24 protein-coding genes and 1 pseudogene are annotated in these 24,584 nt (G+C 49.2%); 20 read left to right on the top strand and 5 right to left on the bottom strand.

What is annotated here, in order from left to right; all coding sequences use genetic code 11:
* Nucleotides 1-46: 46 nt before the first annotated feature.
* The 3 genes from DMN77_RS19145 to DMN77_RS19135 are packed head-to-tail and all read left to right on the top strand — an operon-like array spanning nucleotide 47 to nucleotide 2,116.
* A complete protein-coding gene (locus DMN77_RS19145) occupies nucleotides 47-1,534 on the top strand; it encodes an MDR family MFS transporter (RefSeq protein ID WP_068779621.1) in 1,488 nt (495 codons plus the stop codon).
* Nucleotides 1,535-1,581: 47 nt separating this feature from the next.
* Entirely contained in the window at nucleotides 1,582-1,926 is a 345-nt protein-coding gene (locus DMN77_RS19140; RefSeq protein WP_068779622.1) for a hypothetical protein, read from the top strand.
* Nucleotides 1,927-1,945: 19 nt separating this feature from the next.
* Nucleotides 1,946-2,116 carry a hypothetical protein gene (locus DMN77_RS19135; RefSeq protein ID WP_179016035.1) on the top strand — a complete coding sequence of 57 codons (171 nt, stop codon included), beginning with the start codon at nucleotides 1,946-1,948 and terminating at the stop codon, nucleotides 2,114-2,116.
* Nucleotides 2,117-2,186: 70 nt separating this feature from the next.
* Here the strand turns inward: DMN77_RS19135 and DMN77_RS19130 are convergent, their stop codons facing one another.
* Complete coding sequence (locus DMN77_RS19130) at nucleotides 2,187-2,654, bottom strand: MarR family winged helix-turn-helix transcriptional regulator (RefSeq protein ID WP_068779623.1); 468 nt, start codon at nucleotides 2,652-2,654, stop codon at nucleotides 2,187-2,189.
* Nucleotides 2,655-2,996: 342 nt separating this feature from the next.
* On the opposite strand from DMN77_RS19130, the gene DMN77_RS19125 reads away from it, so the two are divergent.
* The 7 genes from DMN77_RS19125 (at nucleotide 2,997) to DMN77_RS19095 (ending at nucleotide 10,650) form a co-directional block, all read left to right on the top strand.
* A complete protein-coding gene (locus DMN77_RS19125; RefSeq protein ID WP_179016034.1) occupies nucleotides 2,997-4,328 on the top strand; it encodes an MFS transporter in 1,332 nt (443 codons plus the stop codon).
* Nucleotides 4,329-4,581: 253 nt separating this feature from the next.
* On the top strand, nucleotides 4,582-5,262 hold the full coding sequence (locus DMN77_RS19120) for a helix-turn-helix transcriptional regulator (protein ID WP_068779692.1): 681 nt from the start codon (nucleotides 4,582-4,584) through the stop codon (nucleotides 5,260-5,262).
* Nucleotides 5,263-5,289: 27 nt separating this feature from the next.
* Nucleotides 5,290-6,468 carry a MalY/PatB family protein gene (locus DMN77_RS19115; protein WP_179016033.1) on the top strand — a complete coding sequence of 393 codons (1,179 nt, stop codon included), beginning with the start codon at nucleotides 5,290-5,292 and terminating at the stop codon, nucleotides 6,466-6,468.
* Between the two features lie 32 nt (nucleotides 6,469-6,500).
* On the top strand, nucleotides 6,501-7,982 hold the full coding sequence (nhaC, locus tag DMN77_RS19110; RefSeq protein WP_082790005.1) for a Na+/H+ antiporter NhaC: 1,482 nt from the start codon (nucleotides 6,501-6,503) through the stop codon (nucleotides 7,980-7,982).
* A gap of 96 nt (nucleotides 7,983-8,078) precedes the next feature.
* The gene (locus DMN77_RS19105) at nucleotides 8,079-8,462 is read left to right on the top strand and encodes a RidA family protein (RefSeq protein WP_179016032.1); all 384 of its coding nucleotides are present in this window, start codon (nucleotides 8,079-8,081) and stop codon (nucleotides 8,460-8,462) included.
* Nucleotides 8,463-8,629: 167 nt separating this feature from the next.
* A complete protein-coding gene (locus DMN77_RS19100) occupies nucleotides 8,630-9,334 on the top strand; it encodes an ABC transporter ATP-binding protein (RefSeq protein ID WP_372776215.1) in 705 nt (234 codons plus the stop codon).
* Nucleotides 9,335-9,375: 41 nt separating this feature from the next.
* Nucleotides 9,376-10,650, top strand: coding sequence for an ABC transporter permease (locus tag DMN77_RS19095; protein WP_179016031.1), 1,275 nt, complete (start codon nucleotides 9,376-9,378; stop codon nucleotides 10,648-10,650).
* A 150-nt stretch (nucleotides 10,651-10,800) separates the two neighbouring features.
* On the opposite strand, the gene DMN77_RS19090 is transcribed toward DMN77_RS19095, so the two are convergent.
* Nucleotides 10,801-12,072, bottom strand: a complete 1,272-nt coding sequence (locus tag DMN77_RS19090; protein ID WP_068779696.1) for a BaiN/RdsA family NAD(P)/FAD-dependent oxidoreductase — start codon at nucleotides 12,070-12,072, stop codon at nucleotides 10,801-10,803.
* Between the two features lie 252 nt (nucleotides 12,073-12,324).
* Here DMN77_RS19090 and DMN77_RS19085 point away from each other — a divergent pair, with 252 nt between their 5' ends.
* Nucleotides 12,325-14,025: a two-component system sensor histidine kinase NtrB gene (locus DMN77_RS19085; RefSeq protein WP_068779697.1), complete on the top strand. Its 1,701-nt coding sequence runs from the start codon at nucleotides 12,325-12,327 to the stop codon at nucleotides 14,023-14,025.
* Between the two features lie 108 nt (nucleotides 14,026-14,133).
* Nucleotides 14,134-14,568 carry a BrxA/BrxB family bacilliredoxin gene (locus DMN77_RS19080; RefSeq protein WP_068779698.1) on the top strand — a complete coding sequence of 145 codons (435 nt, stop codon included), beginning with the start codon at nucleotides 14,134-14,136 and terminating at the stop codon, nucleotides 14,566-14,568.
* Between the two features lie 170 nt (nucleotides 14,569-14,738).
* Here DMN77_RS19080 and DMN77_RS19075 read toward each other — a convergent pair whose 3' ends face one another.
* The gene (locus DMN77_RS19075; RefSeq protein ID WP_179016030.1) at nucleotides 14,739-15,650 is read right to left on the bottom strand and encodes an AraC family transcriptional regulator; all 912 of its coding nucleotides are present in this window, start codon (nucleotides 15,648-15,650) and stop codon (nucleotides 14,739-14,741) included.
* Nucleotides 15,651-15,982: 332 nt separating this feature from the next.
* On the opposite strand from DMN77_RS19075, the gene acpS reads away from it, so the two are divergent.
* Nucleotides 15,983-16,390, top strand: coding sequence for a holo-ACP synthase (gene acpS / locus DMN77_RS19070; protein ID WP_179016029.1), 408 nt, complete (start codon nucleotides 15,983-15,985; stop codon nucleotides 16,388-16,390).
* A gap of 22 nt (nucleotides 16,391-16,412) precedes the next feature.
* Nucleotides 16,413-17,600, top strand: coding sequence for an A/G-specific adenine glycosylase (gene mutY / locus DMN77_RS19065; protein WP_179016028.1), 1,188 nt, complete (start codon nucleotides 16,413-16,415; stop codon nucleotides 17,598-17,600).
* A 158-nt stretch (nucleotides 17,601-17,758) separates the two neighbouring features.
* Here mutY and DMN77_RS19060 read toward each other — a convergent pair whose 3' ends face one another.
* Nucleotides 17,759-17,974, bottom strand: coding sequence for a hypothetical protein (locus DMN77_RS19060; protein WP_068779703.1), 216 nt, complete (start codon nucleotides 17,972-17,974; stop codon nucleotides 17,759-17,761).
* A 458-nt stretch (nucleotides 17,975-18,432) separates the two neighbouring features.
* On the opposite strand from DMN77_RS19060, the gene DMN77_RS19055 reads away from it, so the two are divergent.
* From DMN77_RS19055 to folE, 6 genes and pseudogenes are all read left to right on the top strand, one after another.
* On the top strand, nucleotides 18,433-18,873 hold the full coding sequence (locus tag DMN77_RS19055; protein ID WP_068779704.1) for a GNAT family N-acetyltransferase: 441 nt from the start codon (nucleotides 18,433-18,435) through the stop codon (nucleotides 18,871-18,873).
* Between the two features lie 189 nt (nucleotides 18,874-19,062).
* Nucleotides 19,063-19,503, top strand: a complete 441-nt coding sequence (rnhA, locus tag DMN77_RS19050) for a ribonuclease HI (protein WP_179016027.1) — start codon at nucleotides 19,063-19,065, stop codon at nucleotides 19,501-19,503.
* A gap of 23 nt (nucleotides 19,504-19,526) precedes the next feature.
* Nucleotides 19,527-20,705, top strand: a pseudogene (gene queG / locus DMN77_RS19045) (tRNA epoxyqueuosine(34) reductase QueG); the annotation flags it as partial.
* 119 nt (nucleotides 20,706-20,824) lie between these two features.
* Entirely contained in the window at nucleotides 20,825-21,862 is a 1,038-nt protein-coding gene (locus DMN77_RS19040) for an HD-GYP domain-containing protein (RefSeq protein WP_068779707.1), read from the top strand.
* Nucleotides 21,863-21,960: 98 nt separating this feature from the next.
* Nucleotides 21,961-22,191, top strand: a complete 231-nt coding sequence (locus tag DMN77_RS19035) for a YneF family protein (RefSeq protein ID WP_179016026.1) — start codon at nucleotides 21,961-21,963, stop codon at nucleotides 22,189-22,191.
* 226 nt (nucleotides 22,192-22,417) lie between these two features.
* Nucleotides 22,418-23,011, top strand: coding sequence for a GTP cyclohydrolase I FolE (gene folE, locus DMN77_RS19030; RefSeq protein ID WP_068779709.1), 594 nt, complete (start codon nucleotides 22,418-22,420; stop codon nucleotides 23,009-23,011).
* Nucleotides 23,012-23,202: 191 nt separating this feature from the next.
* Here folE and DMN77_RS19025 read toward each other — a convergent pair whose 3' ends face one another.
* Nucleotides 23,203-24,576: a Fe-Mn family superoxide dismutase gene (locus DMN77_RS19025; protein ID WP_068779710.1), complete on the bottom strand. Its 1,374-nt coding sequence runs from the start codon at nucleotides 24,574-24,576 to the stop codon at nucleotides 23,203-23,205.
* Nucleotides 24,577-24,584 lie beyond the last annotated feature (8 nt).

Genomic DNA, 24,584 nt, shown 5'->3' with positions numbered 1-24,584 from the left:
ATAATTTAATGATGCATGTCTAGACAGAGAGAGAGGAAGAAAGAGAGTGAGCGCAACATTAAAACGCAATTATATACTGGCCGGGCTGTTATTATCTACATTTCTGGCTGCGATTGAAGGGACGGTTATCGGTCCGGCAGGGCCGAGAATTGTCGGAGATATCGGTGGTGTGGAGCTGCTGAGCTGGGTATTTACCGCTTATTTGCTGACGATGTCAGTAGCGACTCCAATTTTCGGGAAAATCAGTGATTTATATGGGCGTAAGCTCGTATTTGTTATCGGATCGGTTCTGTTTCTGGCCGGATCGATGTTGTCCGGCTTTGCTTCAGGTATGGAGCAGCTTATTATTTTTCGGGCAATCCAAGGGATCGGCGCCGGTGGGCTGCTTCCGGTTACCTTTACCATCATCGGGGATATCTATTCTATAGAGGAGCGTGCCAAGGTTCAGGGGATGATCAGCTCGGTCTGGGGCATCTCGTCGCTCGTTGGTCCGCTGCTCGGCGGATATGTCGTAGATTCTCTGAATTGGCGCTGGATCTTTTATTTTAATTTGCCATTTGGGCTGATTTCTTTATTTATGATCATTCGCTATTTTAAAGAAGAGGTCAAGCGGCGGGATGTGAAGATCGACTATGCCGGAGCGATTACGTTTACCATCGGGGTAACTGCGCTGCTGTTTGGTCTGGCGACCGGAGGACAGCAATGGGAATGGACCTCGCCGCTCTTGCTCGGTATTTTTGCGGTATCGGTTATATCGCTGGTTATTTTCTTTATTGTGGAGCAAAAAGTGGAGGAGCCGCTGCTTCCGCTCAAGCTGTTCAAGATCAAGGACATCGCTTACTCCAACATCGCGAGTGTGCTCGGGAGTGCTCTGCTGATTGGCTTGACTTCTTATCTGCCGCTTTATGTACAAGGTGTACTTGGCAAGAATGCTACGATCTCCGGGCTTGTGCTTGCGCCGATGTCGATCGGCTGGATGCTTGGCTCGGTGCTGGGCAGCCGTTGGATCATTAGCCGAGGAATACGCAGCACCTCGCTGATCGGTATGCTGATTATCGCGGCAGGAGCCATCGGTTTGGCCTTTGTTCACGAAGGAACACCCATGTTTATGATGTTAATATTTAATGCGCTGTATGGAATAGGCTTCGGCTTTTCTTTTACCGTATTTACGATCATAGCGCAGTCCTCGGTAGGTTACAATCTGCGAGGAGCGTCGACCGCTCTGAACTCATTTGTGAAATCGATTGGTCAGACGATTGGCGTTGCTGTCTTTGGCGTATTGATTAACTTGCAAATTGCCGCTCGTACGGCCAAAGGTACGACTTCGGGGGCAGAGGTCACACAGGAGGATATTAACAACTTGCTCTCGCCGGAGAAGGTTCATCTTCTGCCGCAGCAATTGTGGAGTGAGCTGAAGCATGTGCTGGGCGACAGTCTGCATATTTTGTTCATCGTAATGGCTGTTATCGCTGTAATTGGTGTCTTCTCGGTCTTGGGGCTTCGCAGCCAGGCGCCTGAGGCCAAAGAGGAATAAAACCTCGCCCTTCTCCGCACCTTATATGGTAAGGGGAGGTGTTATGGATGTTAGAGGAATTCAATGTAGATCAGAATACATTAGTCCATGCCTGGCAAGAGCAGCTTCCGGAATTTCTGGAGCCAGGTGATTCGGCTGAGGTGCTCGCTGATGAGAGTAACCCTCAAGGACTTAGGGTTCATATTAATGCAGCGGGCCACCAGTTCTATTCCTTCGATTTTTATTGTTCTTATATGGACCCCCGGGAAGTCAAGGTGGAACTGGTCGATGTAGAGAAGGACGGACAGACGGTGAATGAGCAAAATGAACGTCTTCAGGAGCTGACCGGCGACTATGTGCGCCATCTTCATGAATGTGCGCAAGCTCTGCACCGGATCACGAATCCATCTTGAGGAAAGCGAGGCATGTAAGATGGCTAAAGGCAATGGTCGGGACAAAAATCTCGGCAACGTGGCTGATGATCTGCAGCAATCAGCGGTGAACAGCCATAGTGCGCAGCAGACGCAGCAAAAAGCGAATGACCGCCGTCACCGGGATGTACACAACCACCATAAAGAGACGGATATGGATCCATCACATTAATGTAAGGCAAAGAAGGCTGTCCTGAAGCGGACAGCCTTTCTTTGTGATGAATATGTGAAATGAGGAACAACTATTTGCGTGCCAAAGGCGCTAATTTCTCCGCTTCACGTCCCATTTTTTTCAACAATTCAATCATAGTCTGCTTCTCTTCCTCGCTTAAACCGCTTAGCGCATGATCGATTCGATCAGAGAAGTCAGGGTACAACCGATCCATCAGCTCTTTGCCCAAAGGAGTCAACTCGGCAAAAATTACGCGACGATCCCGTGGACAAGGGCTCCGGTGCAAATAACCGGCAGATTCCAGTTTATCGATGACATAAGTAACATTGCCGCTTTGAAGCAGCAGCTTGGCACCTATTTGTTGGATCGGTTGCGGGCCTTTGTAATAAAGGACTTCCATAACAGCGAAGGCTGTAGGGTTAAAGCCCTGAATTTTACTTCCTGTTACGGCATGCTCGTTGACGCTCTTGAAGGACTTCGAAAATACGCGATAAAGATGCAGTGACAAATCGGTTCCGCGTTCCTCGGTTTTCAACATTTATCATCCCGCCTTGTTCTATTATTTTAATGAGCTAAAAATTGTTTGGAATAATGTTATCTTAGATCAAGCCTATATTAAAAAAAATATAATTTATCACAATTTTCGGTATTTATTTTTAAAATTGTGTTTTTGCCCCGTTTGTCCTCCCTGGGACCTCATCAAAAATCCTTCCTCAGTTGGCGATCAATATCATTCTGGAGGCGGATGGATATAAATGCCTTAAGTATTAATATGAGTCGTAGAAAAAGTTCGTGAACGCATGGATGCTATAAGGCAACTGTTGTTGCACAATAGGTGCTCTGAATCAGACAACAATTTCGAAATGGGCAGGTGAGATGAATGGCGGCTTTGAATATCGCACAGGAGAAGAAGGGACTTCTGCACAACCGTGCTTATATGTCTTTGATGGCTTCGCAACTTATATCCAATTTAGGGGATTGGCTGCATTTATTGGCGCTCTTAATGATGGTCGGGCTGAAATGGCATGCAACCCCTTGGCAGATTACGATGATCATGTTGTGTTCCATGCTGCCCATGCTGGTGGGTGGTCCTCTGGCAGGAATGCTGGCCGACAGAGTAGAGCGCAAGAAGCTGATGATCATCGCGGATGCAGTCAGGATTTTTATTGTGTTGGGCTTGGTATTTGTAACGGATATATGGCAGGTATACGTATTAATCGTTGCCAAAAGCATATTCGATATCATGTTCTCGCCGGCGAAGAACGGGAAGATTAAGGAGGTTGTTCCCAAGGAGCAATTGGAGAAGGCGGTATCCTACAGCGCAATTATTGAACAGGGTAGTAAAATCGTAGGTCCTGCTCTTGGCGGCATGCTTACTGCGGCATTTGGCGTATCGGTCTGCTTTATGGTAGATTCAGCTTCATTTTTATTTTCGGCATTACTCTTACTGCTTGTTCCCGGCAAAATCCCAGCGAGCGATAAAGACGTGGAAGAAACGTCAAGTGACAAGTCAGCTAAAACCGGTTTCATGCGTGAAGTGGGAGCGGGCATTCGAGAGATTATCGGGATTCCCCTCGTTGCCTACAGTACACTTATGTTGGCGATGACCCTGCTCGTGCTGCAAATTGCAGATTCGCAAGCGGTGGTCTTGTTCCGGGAAATCCCTAATCTGCCGGAGGATCTATTAGGATGGTGCATCGCGCTTAGCGGGGTTGGTACTTTGCTGGCTGCGGGATTAAATGGATTCTCCTCCAAGCTTTCCATTTCTCCCCTGCTGAAGATGGGAGTCGGCGGGATGCTGCTGGGGATTGTATTCGTTATCGCCGGTGCGTTCGCCTTATTTGGAACCTTTAATCAATTCGGTATTATCATCATGCTGCTGCTGTTCATGCTTGCCGGACTTGGCGCTGGGATGGCGTTCATTCCATTTCAGGTCATGCTGCAGCAGCGTACACCGGAGGCGATGATTGGAAGAGTGTTCGGAACGGTGACGAGCGTGACTTCAACAGCAGCGTTGATCGGTCCGGTTGTAGGAGGTTACCTGGTTACATCGTTTGGTCCACAGATTGCTTTTATTATATCCGGCAGCCTGGTTGCGCTGATTGGTTGTATTCTTCTCGGATTCAAATCTGCAATTCTGAAGCGGGATGGAATGGATCAAAGCAGGGTAGTGCTGCCTGGGAACAACATCGTATTGAAGGAAATGAAATAAGAAATAATAATAGCTTATTATGAAATAGCGATTGATCCGCTGAGACAATTGAACTTGGTAAAATAGTACAATAAGGTTGATATGGACGCCTATACTGTCACTAACCGTGATGGTATGGGCTTTTTTGCTTGATGAGAAAAGTTATAAATCAGGTATTGAAAACGGTTTATTAATGTGATACGATTTTATCAAGATAATAATTTATTATTCCGATAAAATACATGCAAGTCCTGAACGGAAGGAGATAATTAAGATGGAGAACGAGAATCGGATGCTTTTAGAGAAGTTCTTTCCGGTGGCCTCCTTCATTGCGGCAATCATTGGACCTAAATGCGAGGTTGTTGTACATGATATCAGCGATCCGGAGCACTCCATTATCTTTATTGAGAACGGATACATCAGCGGTCGCCAGGTAGGGGATGCTTCTACCGACCTCGTATTGAAAATTCTTAAATCCGAAGCGTATCATGAGGAACAATTTATCGCTAACTATAAAGCTTCCGGCAAATTCGGACAGAGCTTTCGCTCCTCGACCTACTTCATTAAGAATGACTTGAATGAACTTGTCGGTCTTTTATGCTTGAATATCGATGTTACCCATATGGAGGTAGCTGCTGAATGGGTTCAACATATTTTGCAAGGAGGGCCTAATCCATATATAACGCCCCCGGGGGACGAAGCGCCGAAGGAAGAGAAGCAGGCGACAGAATATTTGCAAGGGAATGCGGATGATTTGCTGCAGCATATGATCTCATCAGTCGTTGACAAAATTACGATACCGCCGGACCGCTTATCGTCGCAGGAGAAGATTGAAATTGTACGCGAGCTGAATGAGCTTGGAGTTTTCTTATTGAAGGGCGGCGTTTCCCAGGTAGCAGCGTCATTATCGATATCCGAGCCTACCGTCTATCGTTATCTTCAGAAGCTGAAATAACATTATATCCAAGAGGGTGACATCATCATGAGTTATAACTTCGATCAGGTCATTAGCAGGTTTGATACCAATAGTGCCAAATGGGATGGGGCGGCCGATGCTCTGGGCAGAGATGTAATCGTGCTCTCTGTTGCGGATATGGATCTGCAAGCACCGCCCAAGGTTGTTGACAAGGTTGCTTCAATGGCGCGTCATGGAATCTACGGATACACCGATCCGCGCCCTCCCTATTATGCTGCAGTTCAACACTGGCTAGAGACAGCCTATGACTGGAGCGTGCCGGAGGATTGGATCGTGTTCTGCCCACGAATTGTACAAGCTGTATCGATCATCATTGAGCGCTTTTCGGAGCCGGGCGACCGTATTCTGATGCATACTCCGGCATATCAGCCGATCGCCAATGCGGTGGAAATCAATGACAGGCGGCTGGTGCAGAGCCCTATGCTGCTCAGAGACGGCAAATATGAGATCGACTTCGATGATATGGAGCGTCAAATGAAGGAGGGGATCAAAATCGTCCTGCTTGTTTCCCCGCATAATCCGACAGGACGTGTGTGGACGAAGCAAGAGCTGGAGAGGATCGCCGAGCTGTGTATCCGTTATGACGCTCTTATCGTATCAGATGATATTCACGCCGATTTTATACACGAGGAACATGAGCATACGATAATCGCCAAATTGTCACAGCGGGTAGCGGAGCGCTCTATAATATGTACCTCACCAGGCAAAACCTTTAATCTGGCCAGCCTGGAGATCGCCAATATTGTAATTCCCAACGAGAAAATACGGGAACGCTTCCAACTGGGATTAAGGCAGGCAGGGATTCACAATCCGACCTTCTTTGCCGTACCTGCCCTGGAGGTTGCGTATACGGAGTGTGACGATTGGCTTGAGGAGCTTCGCTCATATATTAAGGAGAATATAGCTTATACCGAAGCATTCTTCACTGAGCACATGCCTGAATTGAAGATCATTCAGGCGGAAGGCACTTTTCTCTTATGGGTAGATTGTTCGGCTTATAGCAGAAATGAAAGCGATTTAATCGAATGGATTCAGAATCAAAGCAGGGTCAGCGTCAGCTTCGGCACCTCATTCGGAGCCGATGGAGAAGGGTTTATAAGGCTGAATCTGGGCGCGCCAAGAGCGCTGCTCCGCGAAGCCTTTGAACGAATGGCAAACCATTATCCTCTTCGTCATTCGTCATAATCAATTATTTACTTCATTAGGGGGAACACATCATGGCTAAGCCCATCAAGGAAAAGACAATCAAGCAACCCACTCTGTTTCTAGCTCTAGTTCCTATTGTTACGATGGTTCTGCTGCTCAGTCTGGGCTATATTCTATTCGAACTGCCGCCTGAACCTCTGATTATTGCTTCAACCGTGGTCGCTGGTATTATTGCCATCAAGCTCGGCTATAGCTATGACGATATTATGGGCTCGATCGCACAGAAGATTGCCAAGACAATGCCGGCAATCCTGATCTTAATTACGGTTGGCTTCATGATCGGGGCCTGGATGGTCGGGGGAACGATACCGATGATGATCTATTACGGTCTCAAAATTATCAACCCGCAGTTTTTGTTGATTACGGCGTTCGTCGTAACTTCCGTCGTATCTCTATGTACGGGGACATCCTGGGGCTCCGCAGGTACTATCGGGGTCGCCTTTATGGGCGTGGGAGCCGGACTTGACGCGAATCTGGCGGCCGTAGCCGGTGCCGTTGTAGCCGGTGCATATTTCGGGGATAAGCTGTCCCCATTGTCCGATACGACCAACCTGGCCGCATTATCCACGGGGGTCAATTTGTACGAGCATATCGGCCATCTCCTGTACACGACGATTCCTTCATTTATCGTCGCGGCAACGGTCTATGTAATTACCGGGTTAAATACACATGGGGCAGGGGTCGCTATTCCCGAAAAGGTCATTACAATTATGGATACGTTAAGCACCGTGTTCCATTGGAACCTGTTGCTGCTGCTTCCGATATTGATCGTATTATACGGCTCAATCCGCAAGAAGCCTACAATTCCGGTGATGTTGATCTCTTCCCTGGTGGCGATGGCAAACGGGCTGATCTTCCAAGGTTTCTCTTTGCATGATGTAATCAGCGCAGTAATCAATGGCTTTGACATCGCGATGGTCAAGGTTCAAGGGTTCGATGTGGCTACTGTCATTCCCGATATCCCGCGGCTGCTTAACCGTGGCGGCATGAACTCTATGATGGGAACGCTGCTCATCTGCTTCTGTGCCATTACCTTTGCCGGAACGATCTCGTTAACGAAGTCGCTGGAGCTGATCGTTAACAAGATTCTCAAGCATGTTCGTTCTACAGGATCGCTTATCCTGGCTACGATTGCTACCGGGATTACGATGATCGGGGTAACCAGTAACGGTCAAGTGTCGATCCTGATGCCTGGTGAAATGCTGCGCGAAGCATACATCCGTCGTGGAGTCCATCCTAAGAACCTGGGCCGGACGATCGAGGATTCGGCCTCCATTATCGAACCTATCCTGCCTTGGACCGCGGCTGGTGCTTATATGGCAGGGACGCTCGGCGTTGCGACCCTTTCCTACCTGCCTTGGGCAATGTTATGCTGGACAGGCATTATCTTCGCTGTGATCTGGGGTTTCACCGGCTTTGGTATTAGCAAGCTGACCCCTGAACAGCAGCGCGAGATGCTAAAGGAATACGATGAGAGCGATACAGCTAGATAACAACCCATACAAGAAAACTTGGCAGCATAAAGCATCATTTTGTAAAATTCAATATAGAATGCGCAGTCTCATGCGCTAATAAAGGAGAGAACCCATATGACACAACAAGAAAGAAAAACAATCGCTACCCCTGAGGTGCCAGGCGCCATCGGCCCCTATTCCCAAGCCGTTCAATTCGGCAATCTGCTGATCACTTCAGGACAGCTTGGCATGAATGCCGACGGTGAATTTCCGCCCACTGCTGCGGAACAGGCAAGACAATCTTTGTCCAACGTAAAGGCGATCCTGGAAGCGGCAGGTTATGGGATGGAGCATGTAATTAAAACAACCGTATTCCTTCATGATATGAATGATTTTCAGGCGGTCAATGAGGTTTACGCGACCTTCTTCCAGGAGCCGTATCCGGCCCGGAGTGCTGTACAGGTTGCCAAACTGCCGAAGAACGGACTTGTAGAAATCGAAGTTATCGCCATAAAATAAGTTATAATGAAGAAGGCCTCTGGAATCCCGGAGGCCTTTTATTTTGGCCTTATAAACGCGGGTTACGGTTTCTGAGGCAGGCCGCCTATGAAACGAAGGCTGGTTCAGGGCGTATAATAAATAAAAACAGGCAACCTTAATTTATTAAGCAGGGTGGGAAAGCAATAGTGGCGGATACATTGCTGGAGATAAATATTGAAAAGGCCGGATATGACGGCAATCACTCTACGATTGAACAAATCAAATTTGCAGTCAAATCCGGTCAGCTCACGGGTTTGATCGGTCCGAACGGGGCGGGCAAGAGCACGACGATTAAGGCTATTATGGGGTTGCTTGCGGAAATGAAGGGAACCATTAACTTCACGAAAGCGGGGAACCATTATGCATACATCCCGGAGCAGCCGGTCTACTATGAGACGTTAACGCTCTGGGAGCATTTAAGTCTCGCTTCGGCGGTCTATGGGGTTAACGGGACGGTGCTGGAGAGGGAAGGTAACGCGCTGTTAGAACGGTTCCGCATGACGGACGTCAAACATCACCTGCCGGACGGCTTCTCCAAAGGCATGCGGCAGAAGATGATGCTGATGATCGGTTTTCTGATTCGTCCTGATATCTATATTGTAGACGAGCCCTTTGTCGGGCTGGACCCCAGAGCTACCAGGGACTTCCTTGAGCTGCTTGAAGAGGAAAGGCACCGCGGCGCGGGCGTGCTGATGTGTACGCATGTGCTTGATACGGCTGAGCGAATATGCGATGATTTTGTTCTTGTATCGAACGGAAGAATCGTGGTGAGCGGGGAATTGGCGGATATTCGCCGCGCGGCTTCCTTGCCGGAGGGAACTCTATTCGATTGCTTCAATGCCCTGACTTAAAATGCTGTAACCGGGAGGATTGATTTGAGAAGATGGGGACTATGCACAAAATAAGCTCAGCCACCCGAGCCGGATCGTTGTTCAGAAGGCGCTGGCTTGACTATATCCGCCATCAGACCGGCGTGCTGCGCACGGCTTTTGATGGCGTGGTTCTGTTGTATATCGGCATCCCGGGGCTTTTGCTGCTGGGGAGAGTTTATTATGGTTTATGGCAGGACGAGCTGCCGAACTGGCTGACCGGTTTGCCGTTCCAGACTGTGCCTGTGGCATTAATCCTCCTGACGCTGCTGCTCGGCGGACTCGTTTTGTATATTGAAGCGGCGGATGTTTTGTTTCTGAAACAGCATCCCAAATGGGTGCGGGGAATCATGCTGCGCGCCATCTCACTGGCGCTGGCGCAGCGAATAGTCGTCATTCTGGTGGAAGCAGTCTTGCTGCTGCCTTTGTTGTGGCGGATTTACGGGATGGGGAACGAAAAGATCGTCATTCTTTTTGTCCTTACATATGGCATGAATGCTGTATACCTGCTGCTATCCAACCTGCTTGCTGTTGTATTCACGGGCCTGAGACGAACTCTCTTGGGGCTTATTGGTATCGGAGTGCTCTTAGCAAGCTATATCGCTGCTGTACTGTGTATCGAATTGCGGCCTGAGATCAGCATTATTATACTGCTGTGTTATGTTTTGGCCTCCGTGGGGTTGATTCGACGGAGGGTAATGCTCCGAGGGCGGTTTGAGGCGGCGATTCGTGAGGAGGAACGACAACGGACGAAGCTGACCGGCATGATCCTGCAGCCCTCTGTTGAAAGGCCGGTGAAGACGAAGCCGCGTCCATGGCTGTTCCGCCGTAGCGGACATCTTATCCGCCAGCGGCAGGTGCATGATCGCGTTACGGAGGCGGCGGTTAAGTCCTTCTTCCGTGGCCGCGAAGTTCTATTATATGTGCAGTTTACAATATACGGATTTACGGCTGTATTTTTGCCGCCTTACCCAGTCAATCTATTAGTCTATTTCGGCTTGATCCTGTTATTGTTCCAATGGATGAATTCGCAGCGGCGTGCGTTCTATCAGGTAAAATTACTGCTCATACTGCCGAAGGACGAGAATCTGGAATTTATTTGTGCACCCAGGACAATGAGACTGCTGTTATTTCCCGCCATTCTCGTTATTACGGCAGGGCTTTGTATGAATTTGTTCACCCCTGGCTGGGGGCTGCTGGCAGCCATCCCGCTTGGACCTGCCGTGTCCTTGCTGGTGGTTCCTGTGCTGTGGCGTTTCTTCTCCATGAGTTCAAGGCGCAGAAAAGTGCAAGAATAGATGTTCCAAGGAACGGTTGTCAGCACCGAAGCTTATTGATGTTTCCGGAGAAATATCAATAAGCTTCGTAAGCCTATGCACAGGCGCGATTGATTTCAGGATTTATGCTGAGTAAGCTTTCCGTACTACTTCGTGATCAAAAGCGGCCCCTCAGTGGCCTTGCGCCAGCAAGCCGGCATGGTGCCCGGCGGTATACCCGGTGGCGAAAGCAGCCGTAATATTATATCCGCCGGTATAGCCATGAATATCGAGCACTTCACCACAAAAAAACAGTCCGGGCATGAGCTTGGATTCCATCGTCTGCGGGCTGACTTCCTTAAGATGAATTCCTCCTCCAGTGACGAAGGCCTCTTCAAAGGGCCGGGTTCCTGTGACCAGAATCATGAAGCTTTTTAGAATCGCTGTAAAGGCAAACCAAGGCTCCTTAGGCAGGTGCTCATAGGTCGTCTCTCCGGAAAGGGCGGCTCGTTCGAACAAAAGGGGAAGCAGCCGCTCCGGAATCGTACCTTTGAGCACATTTTTTAGCGTTTTTTTCGGTTCATCGGTAAGAAGTCCGCGCAGATAGGCATCCAATCCGGCTTGAGACATCTCGGGGAACAGATCAAGCGCAAGCTTCACCTCGTTGCTGCCGCTCTTCTGCTTGACGCTGCGGATGAAGCCGCTGCAGCGCAGAGCGATTGGGCCGGACAAGCCGAAATGGGTAAAGATCATATCGCCCTGATGCGCGACGACCGCTTTGCCTTTAGCGTTAAGCACCGAGAGCTTCACATTGCGCAGCGACAGCCCTTGCACGCTTCGGTCCGTAATAAAAGGCTCCTTGGAGACGATGGGGACCTCGGTCGGGTATAATTCTGTAATCGTGTGACCTGCCGCAGTAGCCCATGGATAGCCATCCCCCGTCGAACCGGTATGCGGGACAGATTTTCCGCCGGTAGCTATTATTACGCATTTGGCTTCTATTGGTTCACCTGTTGTGAGCTTGATTCCCTGGACTCCTTCCTCCGCGAACATTACCTCTTGAACGGGATGATGTGTAAGCAGCTTCACTCCGAGTGATCTGGCCTTGCCGACCAGTGCATCAACAACGGTCTTGGCCTTATCCGATACAGGGAACATCCGACCGTTGTCTTCTTCCTTCAATGCAATTCCTAAACTCTCAAAGAAGGCGATGATGTCACGATTGCTGAACAAGGAGAAGGCGCTGTAGAGAAATCTTCCGCCGCCGGGGATATACTGGATCAATTCATCGATTTCCTTGATATTCGTTACGTTGCAGCGGCCGCCTCCGGAAATGCCCAGCTTTCTTCCGAGCTTATCTCCTTTATCAACCAGCGCTACGGAAGCCCCCTGTTCTGCAGCGGCAATCGATGCCATAAGGCCCGAGGGTCCTCCACCAATTACAATAACTTCATATTTACTCATCTATTTTTCCTTTCTTTTTTGCAAGGTAGTTCAAAAAGTTCATTTTTGATAAGAACACATCGATCTATTTGAATTTTTGTTCGAAGTATTGCTCCCATTTGTGGCAACCCAACAATAATTTATAGGATATCACATATTATAGACATTCTAAAAAAGGGTTAGTGATATCTGAAATAAGAAATATTGTAAAACTTTGTCGGCTATGCTTTAATCAATGATAGATTGGTATTCTTCCGCCTGAGGAGGGAGAAGATGGTTGAATTCAGGGAGATTCTGCTGCAATTCCTGATTGCTTGTCTGCCTGCTTTTTTGTTCCCGCTTCTGTATGAGAAATCTTCTAGAATTCCTCAGCCCAATGGCCGCCAAGCCTATCAGACGGCTTACTCCATGGGATTGACCTATACATGTACCTTTAGCATGTTGTTATGCTCATTGTTCCCTAGCTATGTATGGAATGGGATCCCGATCAACTTTGGGATATTGCCGCTCTTTGCGCTCATGCTGTACGGCAAACTGAGGGAAGGGATTATCCTTGCCGTTCTGTATTTATTGCTCTATCCGCTCTATGCCGTAAGGTTTACGGTTCTGGAGTTTCTGCTGGAGACAGAGGTGTTCCTCTATCCCTTTGTACTATTAAACGCCAATTATTTCAAGCGAATTAGCCGCCGCGGCAAAGTGGTTGTATTAACAGTTATCTTTGCTATCGGAGAGATTGTTATCACCGTATCACCCTATATTATAGAAGAAATAAAGGTTGAGCTGGGCGCGATCGTAACGATTATTTCCAATATTCTGGTATCCGTACTGGCTGGAAGCTTGTTCGTACATATAATAGAGACGACGATGGAGAAGGAGAAGCTGCGCGAGCAGGTTATGCATTTATCGAGAAAATATTTCCGCGAGGCAGAGACGCTGCAGCAGATGATGGATGCTGCACCGCTGAGTATTACTCTGCTGGATCAAAAAGGGAGAATTGTGTCCGTCAACGATGCATTTCTTCAATTTTATCGTCTAAGCCGTCCCAGTGGGACGCGTGATGACTTGATCCGGAAGGAGATGGAGAAGGTCATGCAGGGCCTCGATTTTGAAATCATCGCCTCCCGGGCAGAGCAGACGCTGGAGGGGAACGTCAAAACATCGGAAATCCTGCAAAGCGCTGACCGCGTCTTCTATGCGACCACTTCCCCGATTACGAAGATGCATACCAATGAGAACATCGGAGCTGTTATTATCGTACAGGATATCACGGAGCTGGAGGCGCTGCGGATGGAATTAAATCATGTGGAGCGTCTGGGTCTGGTCGGGCAAATGGCGGCGAGCATTACGCATGAGATCAGAAATCCGATGGCCGTCGTTCGCGGTTTCCTGCAATTGATGCGGGAGAAAAGTCCGGCCTCATTAGAGCATTATTACCGCATTGTGATGGAGGAGCTGGATCGGGCTAACGGGATCATTAATGACTTCCTGTCGCTGGCCCAGAATCGGGTCGTCAAGATGGAGATGTATCGATTGGATGAGATTATCTCGGAGCTGACTCCGCTATTATGGGCGGATGCCAACCTGCGGGGACAGAGCATTGAAGTGCGCCTCGATGAGAACGCGCCGCTTCTAATGCTTAATCATAAAGAGATCAAGCAGCTCATTCTCAACCTTGGCCGCAATGCCATGGAGGCGATGGGAGAGAAGGGCAAATTAACACTGGAAATGAAGCTGCAGCCAGAGGGCGTTGAACTGTATGTTACGGATACGGGCCCAGGAATTCCGCCAGCCCAGAAGGAGAGGCTGTTCGAGCCGTTTTTCACGACGAAGAGCAAGGGAACAGGCCTGGGTCTGTCGCTATGCCTAAGCATTATGGAGCGGCATGGCGGGAGAATCCACGTTGAATCGGAAGAAGGATTGGGAACGACGTTTATCGTATTTTTTCCATTTGTTTCCGAGCGGATCGAGGCTTAGGCTGCATAGTAGCTGTTGCTTTCCTGATGACGAAATGTATAATTAATTATAGTTTGAAGTGATATTAATCATATTTGCAACACAATAGGTTATGAGGAGTGAAGATATATGTCAATGTCATATGATCAATATATGAGAGAAATGATTCAACCGATGCGTGACGAGCTGACAACCTTGGGGATTAAGGAGCTTAGAACGCCTGAGGAAGTTGCAGCAACATTGCCTACAGCTGCAGGAACCGCGCTGGTTGTAGTGAACTCGGTATGTGGATGTGCAGCCGGACAATGCCGTCCAGGCGTAGCCCAAGCTCTGCAGCATGCAGTGCTGCCAGATCAGCTGTTCACCGTATTTGCTGGTCAAGATAAGGAAGCAACGGCAAAAGCACGGGAATACTTTGCGCCTTACGCTCCGTCTTCGCCATCGATCGCTCTGATGAAAGATGGGGAGCTCGTACATTTTATCGAGCGTCATCAGATCGAGGATCGTTCTGCGGCAGAGATCGCTGCGGATTTGACGAGTGCATTCGATCGTTTTTGCAAATAAGTACTCCGCGATAGAAATGCTTCAAACCGCCCCTTGCTCCGGTTGCCCGGTACTGTGCAGAGGCGGTTTTTTACATGTTTTATCGACTGGAGATGGCGGCCATCTTATTAAAAAGAAAGCAGTTCTTCCGCTGTGTGAAGGCAGGCGAAGAACTGCTTTTCTATAAAATATTAAGGGTTAGCTTGTTGGCCAGCGGCTGGCTGAACAGGAATGTAAATATCAATCACCTTATTGGTCTCACCCCAGCAACGCTCGTCGTACCATTCGAAATCCGGCGCATAAGCTTGCTCATACCCGGAACCAGGGAACCAATCACGGAAGATGTTCCCCCATGTCCCTTGGATAGCTGCGCTGAATTGCTCGTTATCCGCAGGAGGCGTGGTGAAGATCGCATAGGTTGCTTCAGGGATAAAGTACTCGACTAATCCTTCCGGTACGGCGGTTTCGTTATCTGCTTCAAAGCCGATAATATAACGGAAGGAGCCGTCTTCATCGATGGCGGTGCATACGCCAAGCTCGACATTAGGATTTTTCTTGCCGGGAACGCGATCTCTCCATTGCTCGCGCATATAGTCCTGCCAAAATACAGGTATTTCCTTGTGATTCTGGCCGTCAATCGTTGACGTAGCCAGCGAGAAGCCAATAATTCTCATTGCGGGCAATGTCTCAATACGGGGCTGCATACGATAATCACTCCAATTCAATGTAATAGATTCGTCCGACAGCAGGGGGACTGCTCTTGGCACGATAAAGGGTGGAAAGCCTTGCTTACGGCAGTCTGAAGGCAATATACCGTACATTTTGCGGAACGCTCGGGTGAAGGTCTCATGAGCACCAAAACCGCATTCAATCGCAATATCCAGCACTTTACGGTCAGTATAGGCCAGCAGTTCAGCGGCATTGGACAGGCGCCGTTTGCGAATATAATTCGAAACGGTCTCGCCCATAAAATACTGGAAGGTGCGATGGAAATGGTACTCCGAGTAAAACATCGCCTGGGCGATTCCTTTTAAACTAAGATCTTGTTCCAGATGTTCCTCAATATAGTCGATACTTCGTGAGATAAGGTTGTGATTGTTCATGAACTTCCTCCAGACCGGTCTATGTTCTAAGTATAGAATAGGGCGGATCGAGCCTCTTGACGTTTCTTGCTTTTGCACGCAAAACAGATGACTGTGTACGAGTTTCAAATTTAACTGGATTATAGCATGATAATTTTCAACAGGCTTTCCTTCATTATGGCTTCCCTGTACAATGTGGGTAGTCCAAGCAAGGATGAACGTTGGAATCATGAAAATATGGCTCTAACATCTCCAACATCCGGTTGAATGTTTTGTATTTAGCCCGGGCATAGGGATGGAGGACAGGCTATGATTGGCATGAAATCAGGCAGATGAGGAAGAAGGGAATCCTGTTGATATATGGAGTCGGCCATGATGTGGTTGAAATCGAACGAATCAGACAGATGCTGGACAGTAGTGCCGGAGACAAGTTCGCTTGGCGGATACTGACATCTGCTGAGTATGAACTGCCGGGCAGGGTCAAGCGCCCTGCTGAATTTCTTGCCGGCCGCTTCGCGGCCAAAGAAGCGGTCAGCAAAGCTTTTGGCTGCGGGATTGGCAAGACGCTTGGATTTAAGGATATCGAGGTTGTACCGGACGCAAACGGTAAGCCGTCGGTATATTTGCAGTCTGAAGCCTGGGAGCGTCTCGGATTATCCGGTCCGAACCATTATGTGGTGCATATCAGCATTACGCATGAGCGACAATTGGCCTCCGCTTTCGCCGTGGTGGAGAGGATGGGGAAATACGGCGGTTTATAAGAAGGGGAGGAGCAACGCAATTATGCAGGAGAGCAAGGAAAGCAAGCTGTATTTCAGCAAAGAACTGTTGGGCTGGTATGAGACCGCGAAGCGCGATCTCCCATGGAGGCGCCATCGCAATCCTTATTATATATGGGTCTCGGAAATTATGCTGCAGCAGACGCGGGTCGATACGGTAATCCCGTATTTTCAGCGCTTTATTGAGCGATTTCCCACGATCCAGGCTCTGGCGGAGGCGCCGGAGGAAGAGGTATTGAAATGCTGGGAGGGGCTTGGCTATTACTCGCGAGCTCGTAATTTGCAGGCAGCGGCCCGGCAGGTGATGGAACGCCACGACGGGATCGTGCCGGATAACAAGAAGGATGTATCGGCCCTGAAGGGGGTTGGCCCCTATACTTCGGGAGCTATCCTCAGCATCGCCTACAATCAGCCGGAACCGGCGGTAGACGGCAATGGTATGCGCGTTCTGTCGCGGTATTTCTTAATTGAGGAAGATATTATGAAGATCGGTACGCGAACGCCGATGGAGGATCTGGCCACCGAGCTGATTCCTCCGGGACGTGCCGGTGACTTTAATCAGGCGCTGATGGGGCTCGGCGCTCTGATCTGTACCCCAAAATCACCGCAGTGTCTGATCTGCCCGGTGATGGTGCATTGCGCCGGCCGCCTGGAAGGGGCGGAGGACCGCCTGCCGGTGAAGAGCAAGGCGAAGCCGCCGCGGCCGGAGTATCGGCTCGTCGCCCTGGTCGAGGGCGACGGAGAGCAGTCCGGGCGTGTGCTCGTCCGCCGGCGCCCGGATTCGGGGCTGCTCGCCAGAATGTGGGAGCTGCCCCACATCCCCGCAGCGGCGGAGCCCGGTGAAGGGGCCGGCCTGCCGGACGGCCCGGCGATGGACAGGCTCGCTGCTGCACTAGGCGGCGCGGGCGTACTGGCCGCCNCGGAGGGAGCCCTGATGGAAGCGGNGCATACATTCAGCCATATTCATTGGAATATGCGCGTCTTTCGCTTCCAGCAGGTGAATGGCCGTGGCGGCGAGCTGACGGCCGTGGCGGAGTCCGCTTCGGCTTATGAAGCGGATGATAATGTGAACGGTCTGAGCCCAGATCCTGACCGGGCCGAATATCGCTGGATTACGAAGAAGGATATGGGAGAGCTGGCTTTCCCTAATGTTTTTATTCGCATCCTGAACCAATACTTCTCTACAAGATAAGGCTGGCGCAGAGCCAGACCGCCGCCGGTTATGACAAGAAGCAGTCCAGGCAGGACATTCGATGAATGTCTTCAGCCGAGGCTGCTTCTTGTTATGACGGAGCGTATTCATTCATAGCCCATAGCCGCGTATATGGCGCAGGTAGAGTAGAAACTTCTTTAGTCGCCAATCATGCGATTTTCGACACTTTTCATCGTATTCTGCTGATCCGGCTCACGGTGCTGGTCCGGACTGGCCTGGCCTGAATCGACAGGCGTATCACCGCTGACATTACGGGCGAAGTTAGTGAACTGTGCTTTATGCTGATCCTGTTTATGTTTGGCTTTGAGCAGCTCCTGTGGATCATTGCTAAGGTTCGAATGGTTATTGTCCATTAATTATTTCCTCCATCCATGGTGTGATTGGGCGAGATCTATGGTTAACCTGCCGGTTCATTCATTAGTATGTGTAATTTGCCAATAAATTAAAGATGATCCTCAAATGGATTAAACCAATGAGGCTGTTACTTTGAATTTGAACAAAAATTTGTTTCTTTCAGAGGTATAATAGACATTGTAAGTAGAGTGTTAAAATGAGAGATAGGTTATTAAACAAGCAGATTAAAACAGTTTCATTTCCGTTAATGGAAATAAATGAGGGTTAAATCAATGTAAACGCTTAATATAAAGCGCTTTCAGAAGAAAAATGGTGTATTTCCACGATAAATATGCTTTAATGGACAAAGAGAGTATTTTTTCTCGATTTTTGTCTGATTTCAATTGTTTCAGTTTTGTAAAAATGGGAGGACATTTTTACATAATCTATCTTGCGAAAAGAAAAGGGAGATCATAGCATGCGTATTCGTTCCTTTCAGTTGAGTGATGCTAATCAAGTGATGGAGCTTTTGCAAGTGGCCTTATCGGAAGATTGTTGTGAAGACACAAAGCGGGCATTTGCCAGGCAATTGTCTTGGGACTCAGACTTAATTGTAATTGCTGAAGTGGACGAGGAAATCGTTGGTGTTTTGATCGGTACAATCGACAATAATGTAGGTTGTATCTACCGTACGGTTGTTCATCCGGATTACCGTCGTCAAGGTATAGCAACCGGGCTTGTGAGCGGCATGGAGCAGCGTTTCAAACAGCGCAAGGTTTGCAAAATTGTGATTGCCGGAGACGAACATAATAAAGCAATCGCACCTTTGTATGAGACTTTGGGGTACGGCGCCAGCAAATTTTTGGAGGCGTTCCAGAAGCTTAGCATTGCTGCTGTTCAATCCTTGTCAGGATCATAAGAAATTAGGCGTTTTTTGATTTTTTTATAAAGAATATCCAATATTGATATTTTTAGGCATGTCTGGCTACCCGTTGCAAAAGGGGACTGGATATGCTTTTCTATTATATAGGGATTTTACACGGCTTAGAAACAAGAAGCATTCGGCTGTGTTGAAGCTCAGTTACTGCCCAAAGCTGGAGGGAGAAACGTGAAGGAAATGTCGATTTATACGGATGGCGCTTGCTCGGGGAATCCCGGCCCAGGGGGATGGGGAGCCATTCTTTTATATAAAGGGCATCGCAAAGAACTGTCCGGCGGCGAGAAGCTGACCACAAATAATCGGATGGAGATCCAGGCTGTGATCTCGGCGCTTGCCGAGCTAAAGGAGCCATGCAAGGTAAAGGTGTACAGTGATTCTGCTTATGTGGTCAATTGCTTCCAGCAGGGCTGGATTCAGGGCTGGTTGAGGAATGGCTGGAAGAACAGCAAAAATCAGCCGACCCAGAACAAGGATCTATGGCAGGAATTATGGCGTTTAATGGGCATCCATCGGGTGGAGTACATCAAGGTTAAGGGACATAGCGATAATGAATTGAACAATCATTGTGATTTTCTCGCCCGTGAAGCGATTAAACGCTTATCTGAATGACAGAACATCGAGGAGGGACAAGCATGGAGCTGAAGACAAGCGCCAATTTAACAGGTAGAGCGGTATGGGACAAGCTGAAGCGAGAGATTATTGAAGCGGCTCCATCGCTTGGAATTGATGATATCGGGTTTGCTACCGCGGACCCGTTTTTGTCGTTGAAGTCGGTGCTGCTTGACCGTCGAGCCAAAGGTTATGAATCGGGCTTCGAGGAGCCTGATATTGATAAAAGGGTCTACCCCGAGCTGACGCTGGAGCAGCCAGCTTCTCTAATCTCCATCGCGGTGGCCTACCCGTCCAAGCTGGACAATCCGCCAAAGTCGGAGCCGGGACAACGCCGAGGTATTCTTGCCCGGTCGGCATGGGGGGAAGATTATCATCTGGTGCTGCGCAGAGCGATGGCCAACCTGGAGGCGTTCATTCGTGAGCGTGTGCCGGATGCCCGTCTGGAGAGCATGGTGGATACAGGTGCCCTGGTGGACCGTGCTGTTGCTGAGCGAGCAGGCATCGGGTTCAAGGCCAAAAATTGCGCCATTATCTCGCCCAAATGGGGTTCATGGATTTATTTAGGCGACATGATTACGAATATTCCCTTTTCGCCAGATACACCGGTAACCGAGGATTGCGGCGAGTGTACGAAATGCATTGATGCTTGCCCGACAGGAGCGCTGGTCGGTCCCGGGGTGCTAAACGCTCAGCGATGCATTTCTTTTCTGACGCAGACCAAGGGGTTCCTGGACGAGGAGTTCATGGTGAAGATCGGCAATCGCTTGTATGGCTGCGATACCTGTCAGATCGTCTGTCCGAAGAATAGAGGGAAATCATGGAACCATCGGCCTGAGCTGCAGCCTGACCCAGAGACTGTGAAGCCGCTGCTGCTGCCGATTCTCGATCTGAGCAACCGGGAGTTCAAGGAGCGGTTCGGAAGCAGTGCAGCCGCATGGCGCGGCAAGAAGCCGATCCAGAGGAATGCGCTGATCGGGCTTGGCAACTTCAAGGATCGCTCTGCGGTACCGAAGATAGTAGAGGTCATGCTTAAGGATCCGCGGCCTGTTATACGGGGAACAGCGGCCTGGGCTTTGAGCCGCATAGGCGGTCAGGAAGCGCTGGACGGCGTGCAGCGGGCGCTTGCGGTGGAGCAGGATGAAGAAGTTCTCCAACGGCTCCAACGCGCCGAGCATAAGCTGCTGGAGGCGGAGGAAGCTCATCTCAATTGATTTATGCTTAAAGTCGGCGGCTCGTTGACCGATATTTCTTTATGAGGGTCTAAGTAAAGAAAGATTTAGTCAGCGACAATATGGGATGGCTACCGAGGGGGATATTCATGAGATTTATAAGTGTTGAGGACATTGAGCCCGGACAGATACTAGGAAGAACCGTATATTCGGCGAATGGGACAGTGCTGCTGTCGGAGGATATACAGCTTACGGTTTTTATGATCAATACTTTGAAACGGGTTGGTGTCACTATGCTGTACATCAAGGATCCCGGATTCGAGGATATTGAAATAGACGATGTACTCAGTGAACCAACGAAGCAGGCTGTGTTCAGGGATATGAGCGAGACGATGGAAGCGATTCGCTCGGGCAAGGACTGGAGTCCACGCAAGGTAGGCGTCGCTGTGGATTCGCTTCTGACAGATGTTCTGAACAATAAAGAGGTGCTGATCCAGCTTACGGATATTCGTACTAATGACAATGCGGGTTATATGCATGCGGTGAATGTTGCTTTGCTGTCAACCATGATCGGTCTGAATCTGGGCCTGAATTACTCGCAATTGAAGGATCTGGCTATTGGTGCGCTGCTTCATGATATTGGGAAATCTGTGCCTTTGCCAGAAGGGGCAGATGCGGAAAACATGAAGAATCATCATACCTGGCGCGGATTTGAAATATTGAAGAATAAGCGCGAATTTAACCTGATGATTGCCCATACAGCGCTGCAGCATCATGAGCGTCTGAATGGCAGCGGGCTGCCGCGTGGTCTGGATGAAAGTCATATTCATCTGTATCCGAAAATTGTAGCTGTCGCCAATATGTACGATAATCTGATCGCGGGTGGCGAAGGGAGCGGAGGCCGTCCATTGCTTCCCCATGAGGCTTGTGAACGACTGATGGCTTGCTCTGAGCAAGAGCTGGATCATGATGCACTCGTCGAGTTCACGAGGATTGTGTCCGTCTATCCGAATGGCTCATCGGTTCGGCTGTCCACGAAGGAGATTGGTGTCGTTGTTCGACAGCATAGAGGGCTGCCGGGCAGGCCGGTCATTCGCATCGTTCATGGAACGAGTGAGGCGATGGAAGTGAAGGAATTGGACCTTGCTACAGAGACTACCACTTTTATTGAAGCGGTTTTGGCTTGAATACTGCAGTGGCGGAATGCTATTATATGTTGAGTAACTCTAGCTATGCATGAGGTACATGATGAAATTCGAAGATTGGGTACGGGGGGAGTCCGGGAGTGAATATTGCAATTCCTATTATTACTTTAATCGTTGGTTTGGTTGGTGGCTTTGCGATCGGCGTCTTTTATCTGAAGAACCAGCTTACGAAGATGCAGAATGATCCGCAAATGCTGCAAAAGATGGCCAAGCAGATGGGCTACAATCTCAATAACAAGCAGATGCAGCGCGCGCAGCAAATGATGAAAAATCAGCCGCCGGCTGTAGCTGGGAAGAAGAAGAAGAAGTAGAACTAACGGCCTCAGGCCTGGCAATACAGTGACGCAGCAATTCAGCAGCTTAGCAGCTCGGATCTCTACGGGTCTGTGAGGTGAGGTTGCCATATTGTATTCTTATGTGACCCGTAGGATCGGGGGAGGCTAGAGCTATTTTCATCCAGACTCTCCAGAGCTAACGAGGGCTGAATTAATGCGCACGAAGTTTTAGTGGATTGGAATGAAAGGAGGAGGCGCTATAATGTCAGGATTAAAGGATTACGTAAATGCACATGTGGGTGAAAATCGGGAAAAGGTTGAATACCATGTTCGCGAAATTTTGAAGTTGATTGGTGAAGATGTTGAGCGGGAAGGGCTTATCGAGACACCGGCCCGCGTGGCCCGAATGTATGAGGAGATCTTTGCCGGGTATGAAATAGATCCTCGCGATGTACTGGGAGTAACCTTCGAAGAAGATCATGAGGAACTGGTTATCGTCAAAGATATCGTATATTTCAGCCAATGTGAGCATCACATGGCGCCTTTCTTCGGCAAGGCACATATTGGTTATATTCCAAGTGGAAGAATTGCCGGACTTAGCAAGCTGGCCCGGCTGGTGGAAGCGGTGACTCGCAGACTGCAGGTTCAGGAGCGGATTACTTCGCAAATCGCCGACATCCTGGAGGAAGTACTTGAACCGCAAGGTGTGATCGTTGTCGTTGAGGGCGAGCATATGTGCATGTGTGCCCGCGGTGTGAAGAAGCCGGGCAGCAAGACCATTACCTCGGCAGTAAGAGGTACCTTCCGAACCGATGCTGCTTCCAGAGCAGAGTTTTTATCTCTAATTAAAGAATAATAGATTTTCATGATCAATCCTTCAGTATATCTGCCCAACAGCGAATGAACGCTGCTATGGAACGGTGTACTGGAGGATTTTTGTTATTTTGTATTGGAGCGGCCCGCCTACTGATTCAATATCGTGGATATTGCAAGGAGAACGGGCAGGATCGGAGCTTGAATAATCTGCAGCCATAAAAAAAGCAGCCGCTAGAAGGGCTGCCATTTTAATTTCTTCGCTTGCTCGAACCGCTTGGCGACCGCCGGCCAGTAGACGACATTCCACCAATCCTCGATATATTTCGGACGCTCGTTCTGATGCTTTAGATAGTAGGCATGTTCCCATACGTCCAGAACAAGCAGCGGAACGACATCCCATTGGGTCAGGTTCTGATGCTTCTCGGCTGTGAGTATTTCCAATCTGTGGCTGCGCGGGCTCCAGACCAGGATCGCCCAACCGCCGCCTTCTACCTTTTCGGCAGCCTTTGAGAATTGATTCTTGAAGGCATCATAGCTGCCAAAATCACGCTTGATATACTCTAACAGCTCTCCTTCTGGTTTGCCGCCGCCTTTCGGATTCATAATATCCCAGAAGATTGTGTGCAAATAATGGCCGGCGCCATTGAAGGCGAGCTCCCGTTCCCAATGCTTTACCAGATCGAAATTGCCTGATTTCCGGGCATCCTGCAACTTTTTCTCGGCTGTATTCAGGCCGTCTACATAAGATTTGTGATGGATATCGTGATGGATGCGCATGGTCTTCTCATCAATATAAGGCTCCAGAGCATTATAAGCGTAGGGCAGTGGCGGCAATGTATGTTTGCCGATCGGGACGGGATGCTCATTATCGTTTGGCGGATCATCGGGTTTAGCCGGATTAGCTTGATTAGGCGAGTTTATCGGGGTGACTGAATTCACCAGGCTGCCGCCGCTTTGTTCTTTGCGGATATCAGAAGAGACAGCAGCTTCTTCGGATATACTGGCAGTCACATCGTTGTTTTCCGTATTGTCTCGGTTGGGGACATTTTCTGGAGAAATAGAGATGTCCGCCTGCAAATTTTGCTCTTCAGGGAGAACTTCGGGTCTGGGGCGAGCTGTATTTTCTGCTGTGGAGAAGGGATCGTTGGAAGATTTATTATCCATCATATGTGCAGGATGGTGTGGGGCATTTATGCTTTGGGCCTTCAGCAGGTAATGTTCCGATTCCTGGATGATGTGCCGTAGTAAAGCCTGTGCATGTGGATTGGACTGTACAGCAGCGCTATGATCGAGAATATAATGCAGCTGCCTGATGAACTCATGGGATTGGCGGCAGGAGACATCAAGCAGCTTCTCGACCTCTTTCATAAAATGGGGATCTGAGGTTGCATGGGTGTTGCCTAAAGCATGATGCAAGAGACGGCTTGCTTCCTCCTCCGTTCCACGGAATACATGATTCCATTCTTCAAGCAGTTTGACGTATTCCGGCTCCAGTCCGGGAATAGCCGCTTTAATTAATTGCGTGTGCCTGGCTTCCTGGCGCTTCCAGCAGTAGATCTCTTCCAGAATACGCACAGGCAGATAGGGGCCATAAATGAATAGCATTCATTAAC

The organism is Paenibacillus sp. 79R4 (assembly GCF_013393165.1).
Taxonomy (GTDB): Bacteria; Bacillota; Bacilli; order Paenibacillales; family Paenibacillaceae; genus Fontibacillus.
The sequence above is the reverse complement of the archived record's forward strand: the minus strand, read 5'-3'. Positions and strand labels throughout refer to the sequence as shown.

Bases quoted from the DNA above. Each gene is read 5' to 3' on its own strand.
- DMN77_RS19140 (WP_068779622.1), top strand. From the start codon at position 1,582: ATGTTAGAGGAATTCAATGTAGATCAGAATACATTAGTCCATGCCTGG.
- DMN77_RS19135 (WP_179016035.1), top strand. From the start codon at position 1,946: ATGGCTAAAGGCAATGGTCGGGACAAAAATCTCGGCAACGTGGCTGAT.
- DMN77_RS19130 (WP_068779623.1), bottom strand. From the start codon at position 2,654: ATGTTGAAAACCGAGGAACGCGGAACCGATTTGTCACTGCATCTTTAT.
- DMN77_RS19125 (WP_179016034.1), top strand. From the start codon at position 2,997: ATGGCGGCTTTGAATATCGCACAGGAGAAGAAGGGACTTCTGCACAAC.
- DMN77_RS19120 (WP_068779692.1), top strand. From the start codon at position 4,582: ATGGAGAACGAGAATCGGATGCTTTTAGAGAAGTTCTTTCCGGTGGCC.
- DMN77_RS19115 (WP_179016033.1), top strand. From the start codon at position 5,290: ATGAGTTATAACTTCGATCAGGTCATTAGCAGGTTTGATACCAATAGT.
- nhaC (WP_082790005.1), top strand. From the start codon at position 6,501: ATGGCTAAGCCCATCAAGGAAAAGACAATCAAGCAACCCACTCTGTTT.
- DMN77_RS19105 (WP_179016032.1), top strand. From the start codon at position 8,079: ATGACACAACAAGAAAGAAAAACAATCGCTACCCCTGAGGTGCCAGGC.
- DMN77_RS19095 (WP_179016031.1), top strand. From the start codon at position 9,376: ATGCACAAAATAAGCTCAGCCACCCGAGCCGGATCGTTGTTCAGAAGG.
- DMN77_RS19090 (WP_068779696.1), bottom strand. From the start codon at position 12,072: ATGAGTAAATATGAAGTTATTGTAATTGGTGGAGGACCCTCGGGCCTT.
- DMN77_RS19085 (WP_068779697.1), top strand. From the start codon at position 12,325: ATGGTTGAATTCAGGGAGATTCTGCTGCAATTCCTGATTGCTTGTCTG.
- DMN77_RS19080 (WP_068779698.1), top strand. From the start codon at position 14,134: ATGTCAATGTCATATGATCAATATATGAGAGAAATGATTCAACCGATG.
- DMN77_RS19075 (WP_179016030.1), bottom strand. From the start codon at position 15,650: ATGAACAATCACAACCTTATCTCACGAAGTATCGACTATATTGAGGAA.
- DMN77_RS19060 (WP_068779703.1), bottom strand. From the start codon at position 17,974: ATGGACAATAACCATTCGAACCTTAGCAATGATCCACAGGAGCTGCTC.
- DMN77_RS19055 (WP_068779704.1), top strand. From the start codon at position 18,433: ATGCGTATTCGTTCCTTTCAGTTGAGTGATGCTAATCAAGTGATGGAG.
- DMN77_RS19040 (WP_068779707.1), top strand. From the start codon at position 20,825: ATGAGATTTATAAGTGTTGAGGACATTGAGCCCGGACAGATACTAGGA.
- folE (WP_068779709.1), top strand. From the start codon at position 22,418: ATGTCAGGATTAAAGGATTACGTAAATGCACATGTGGGTGAAAATCGG.
- DMN77_RS19025 (WP_068779710.1), bottom strand. From the start codon at position 24,576: ATGCTATTCATTTATGGCCCCTATCTGCCTGTGCGTATTCTGGAAGAG.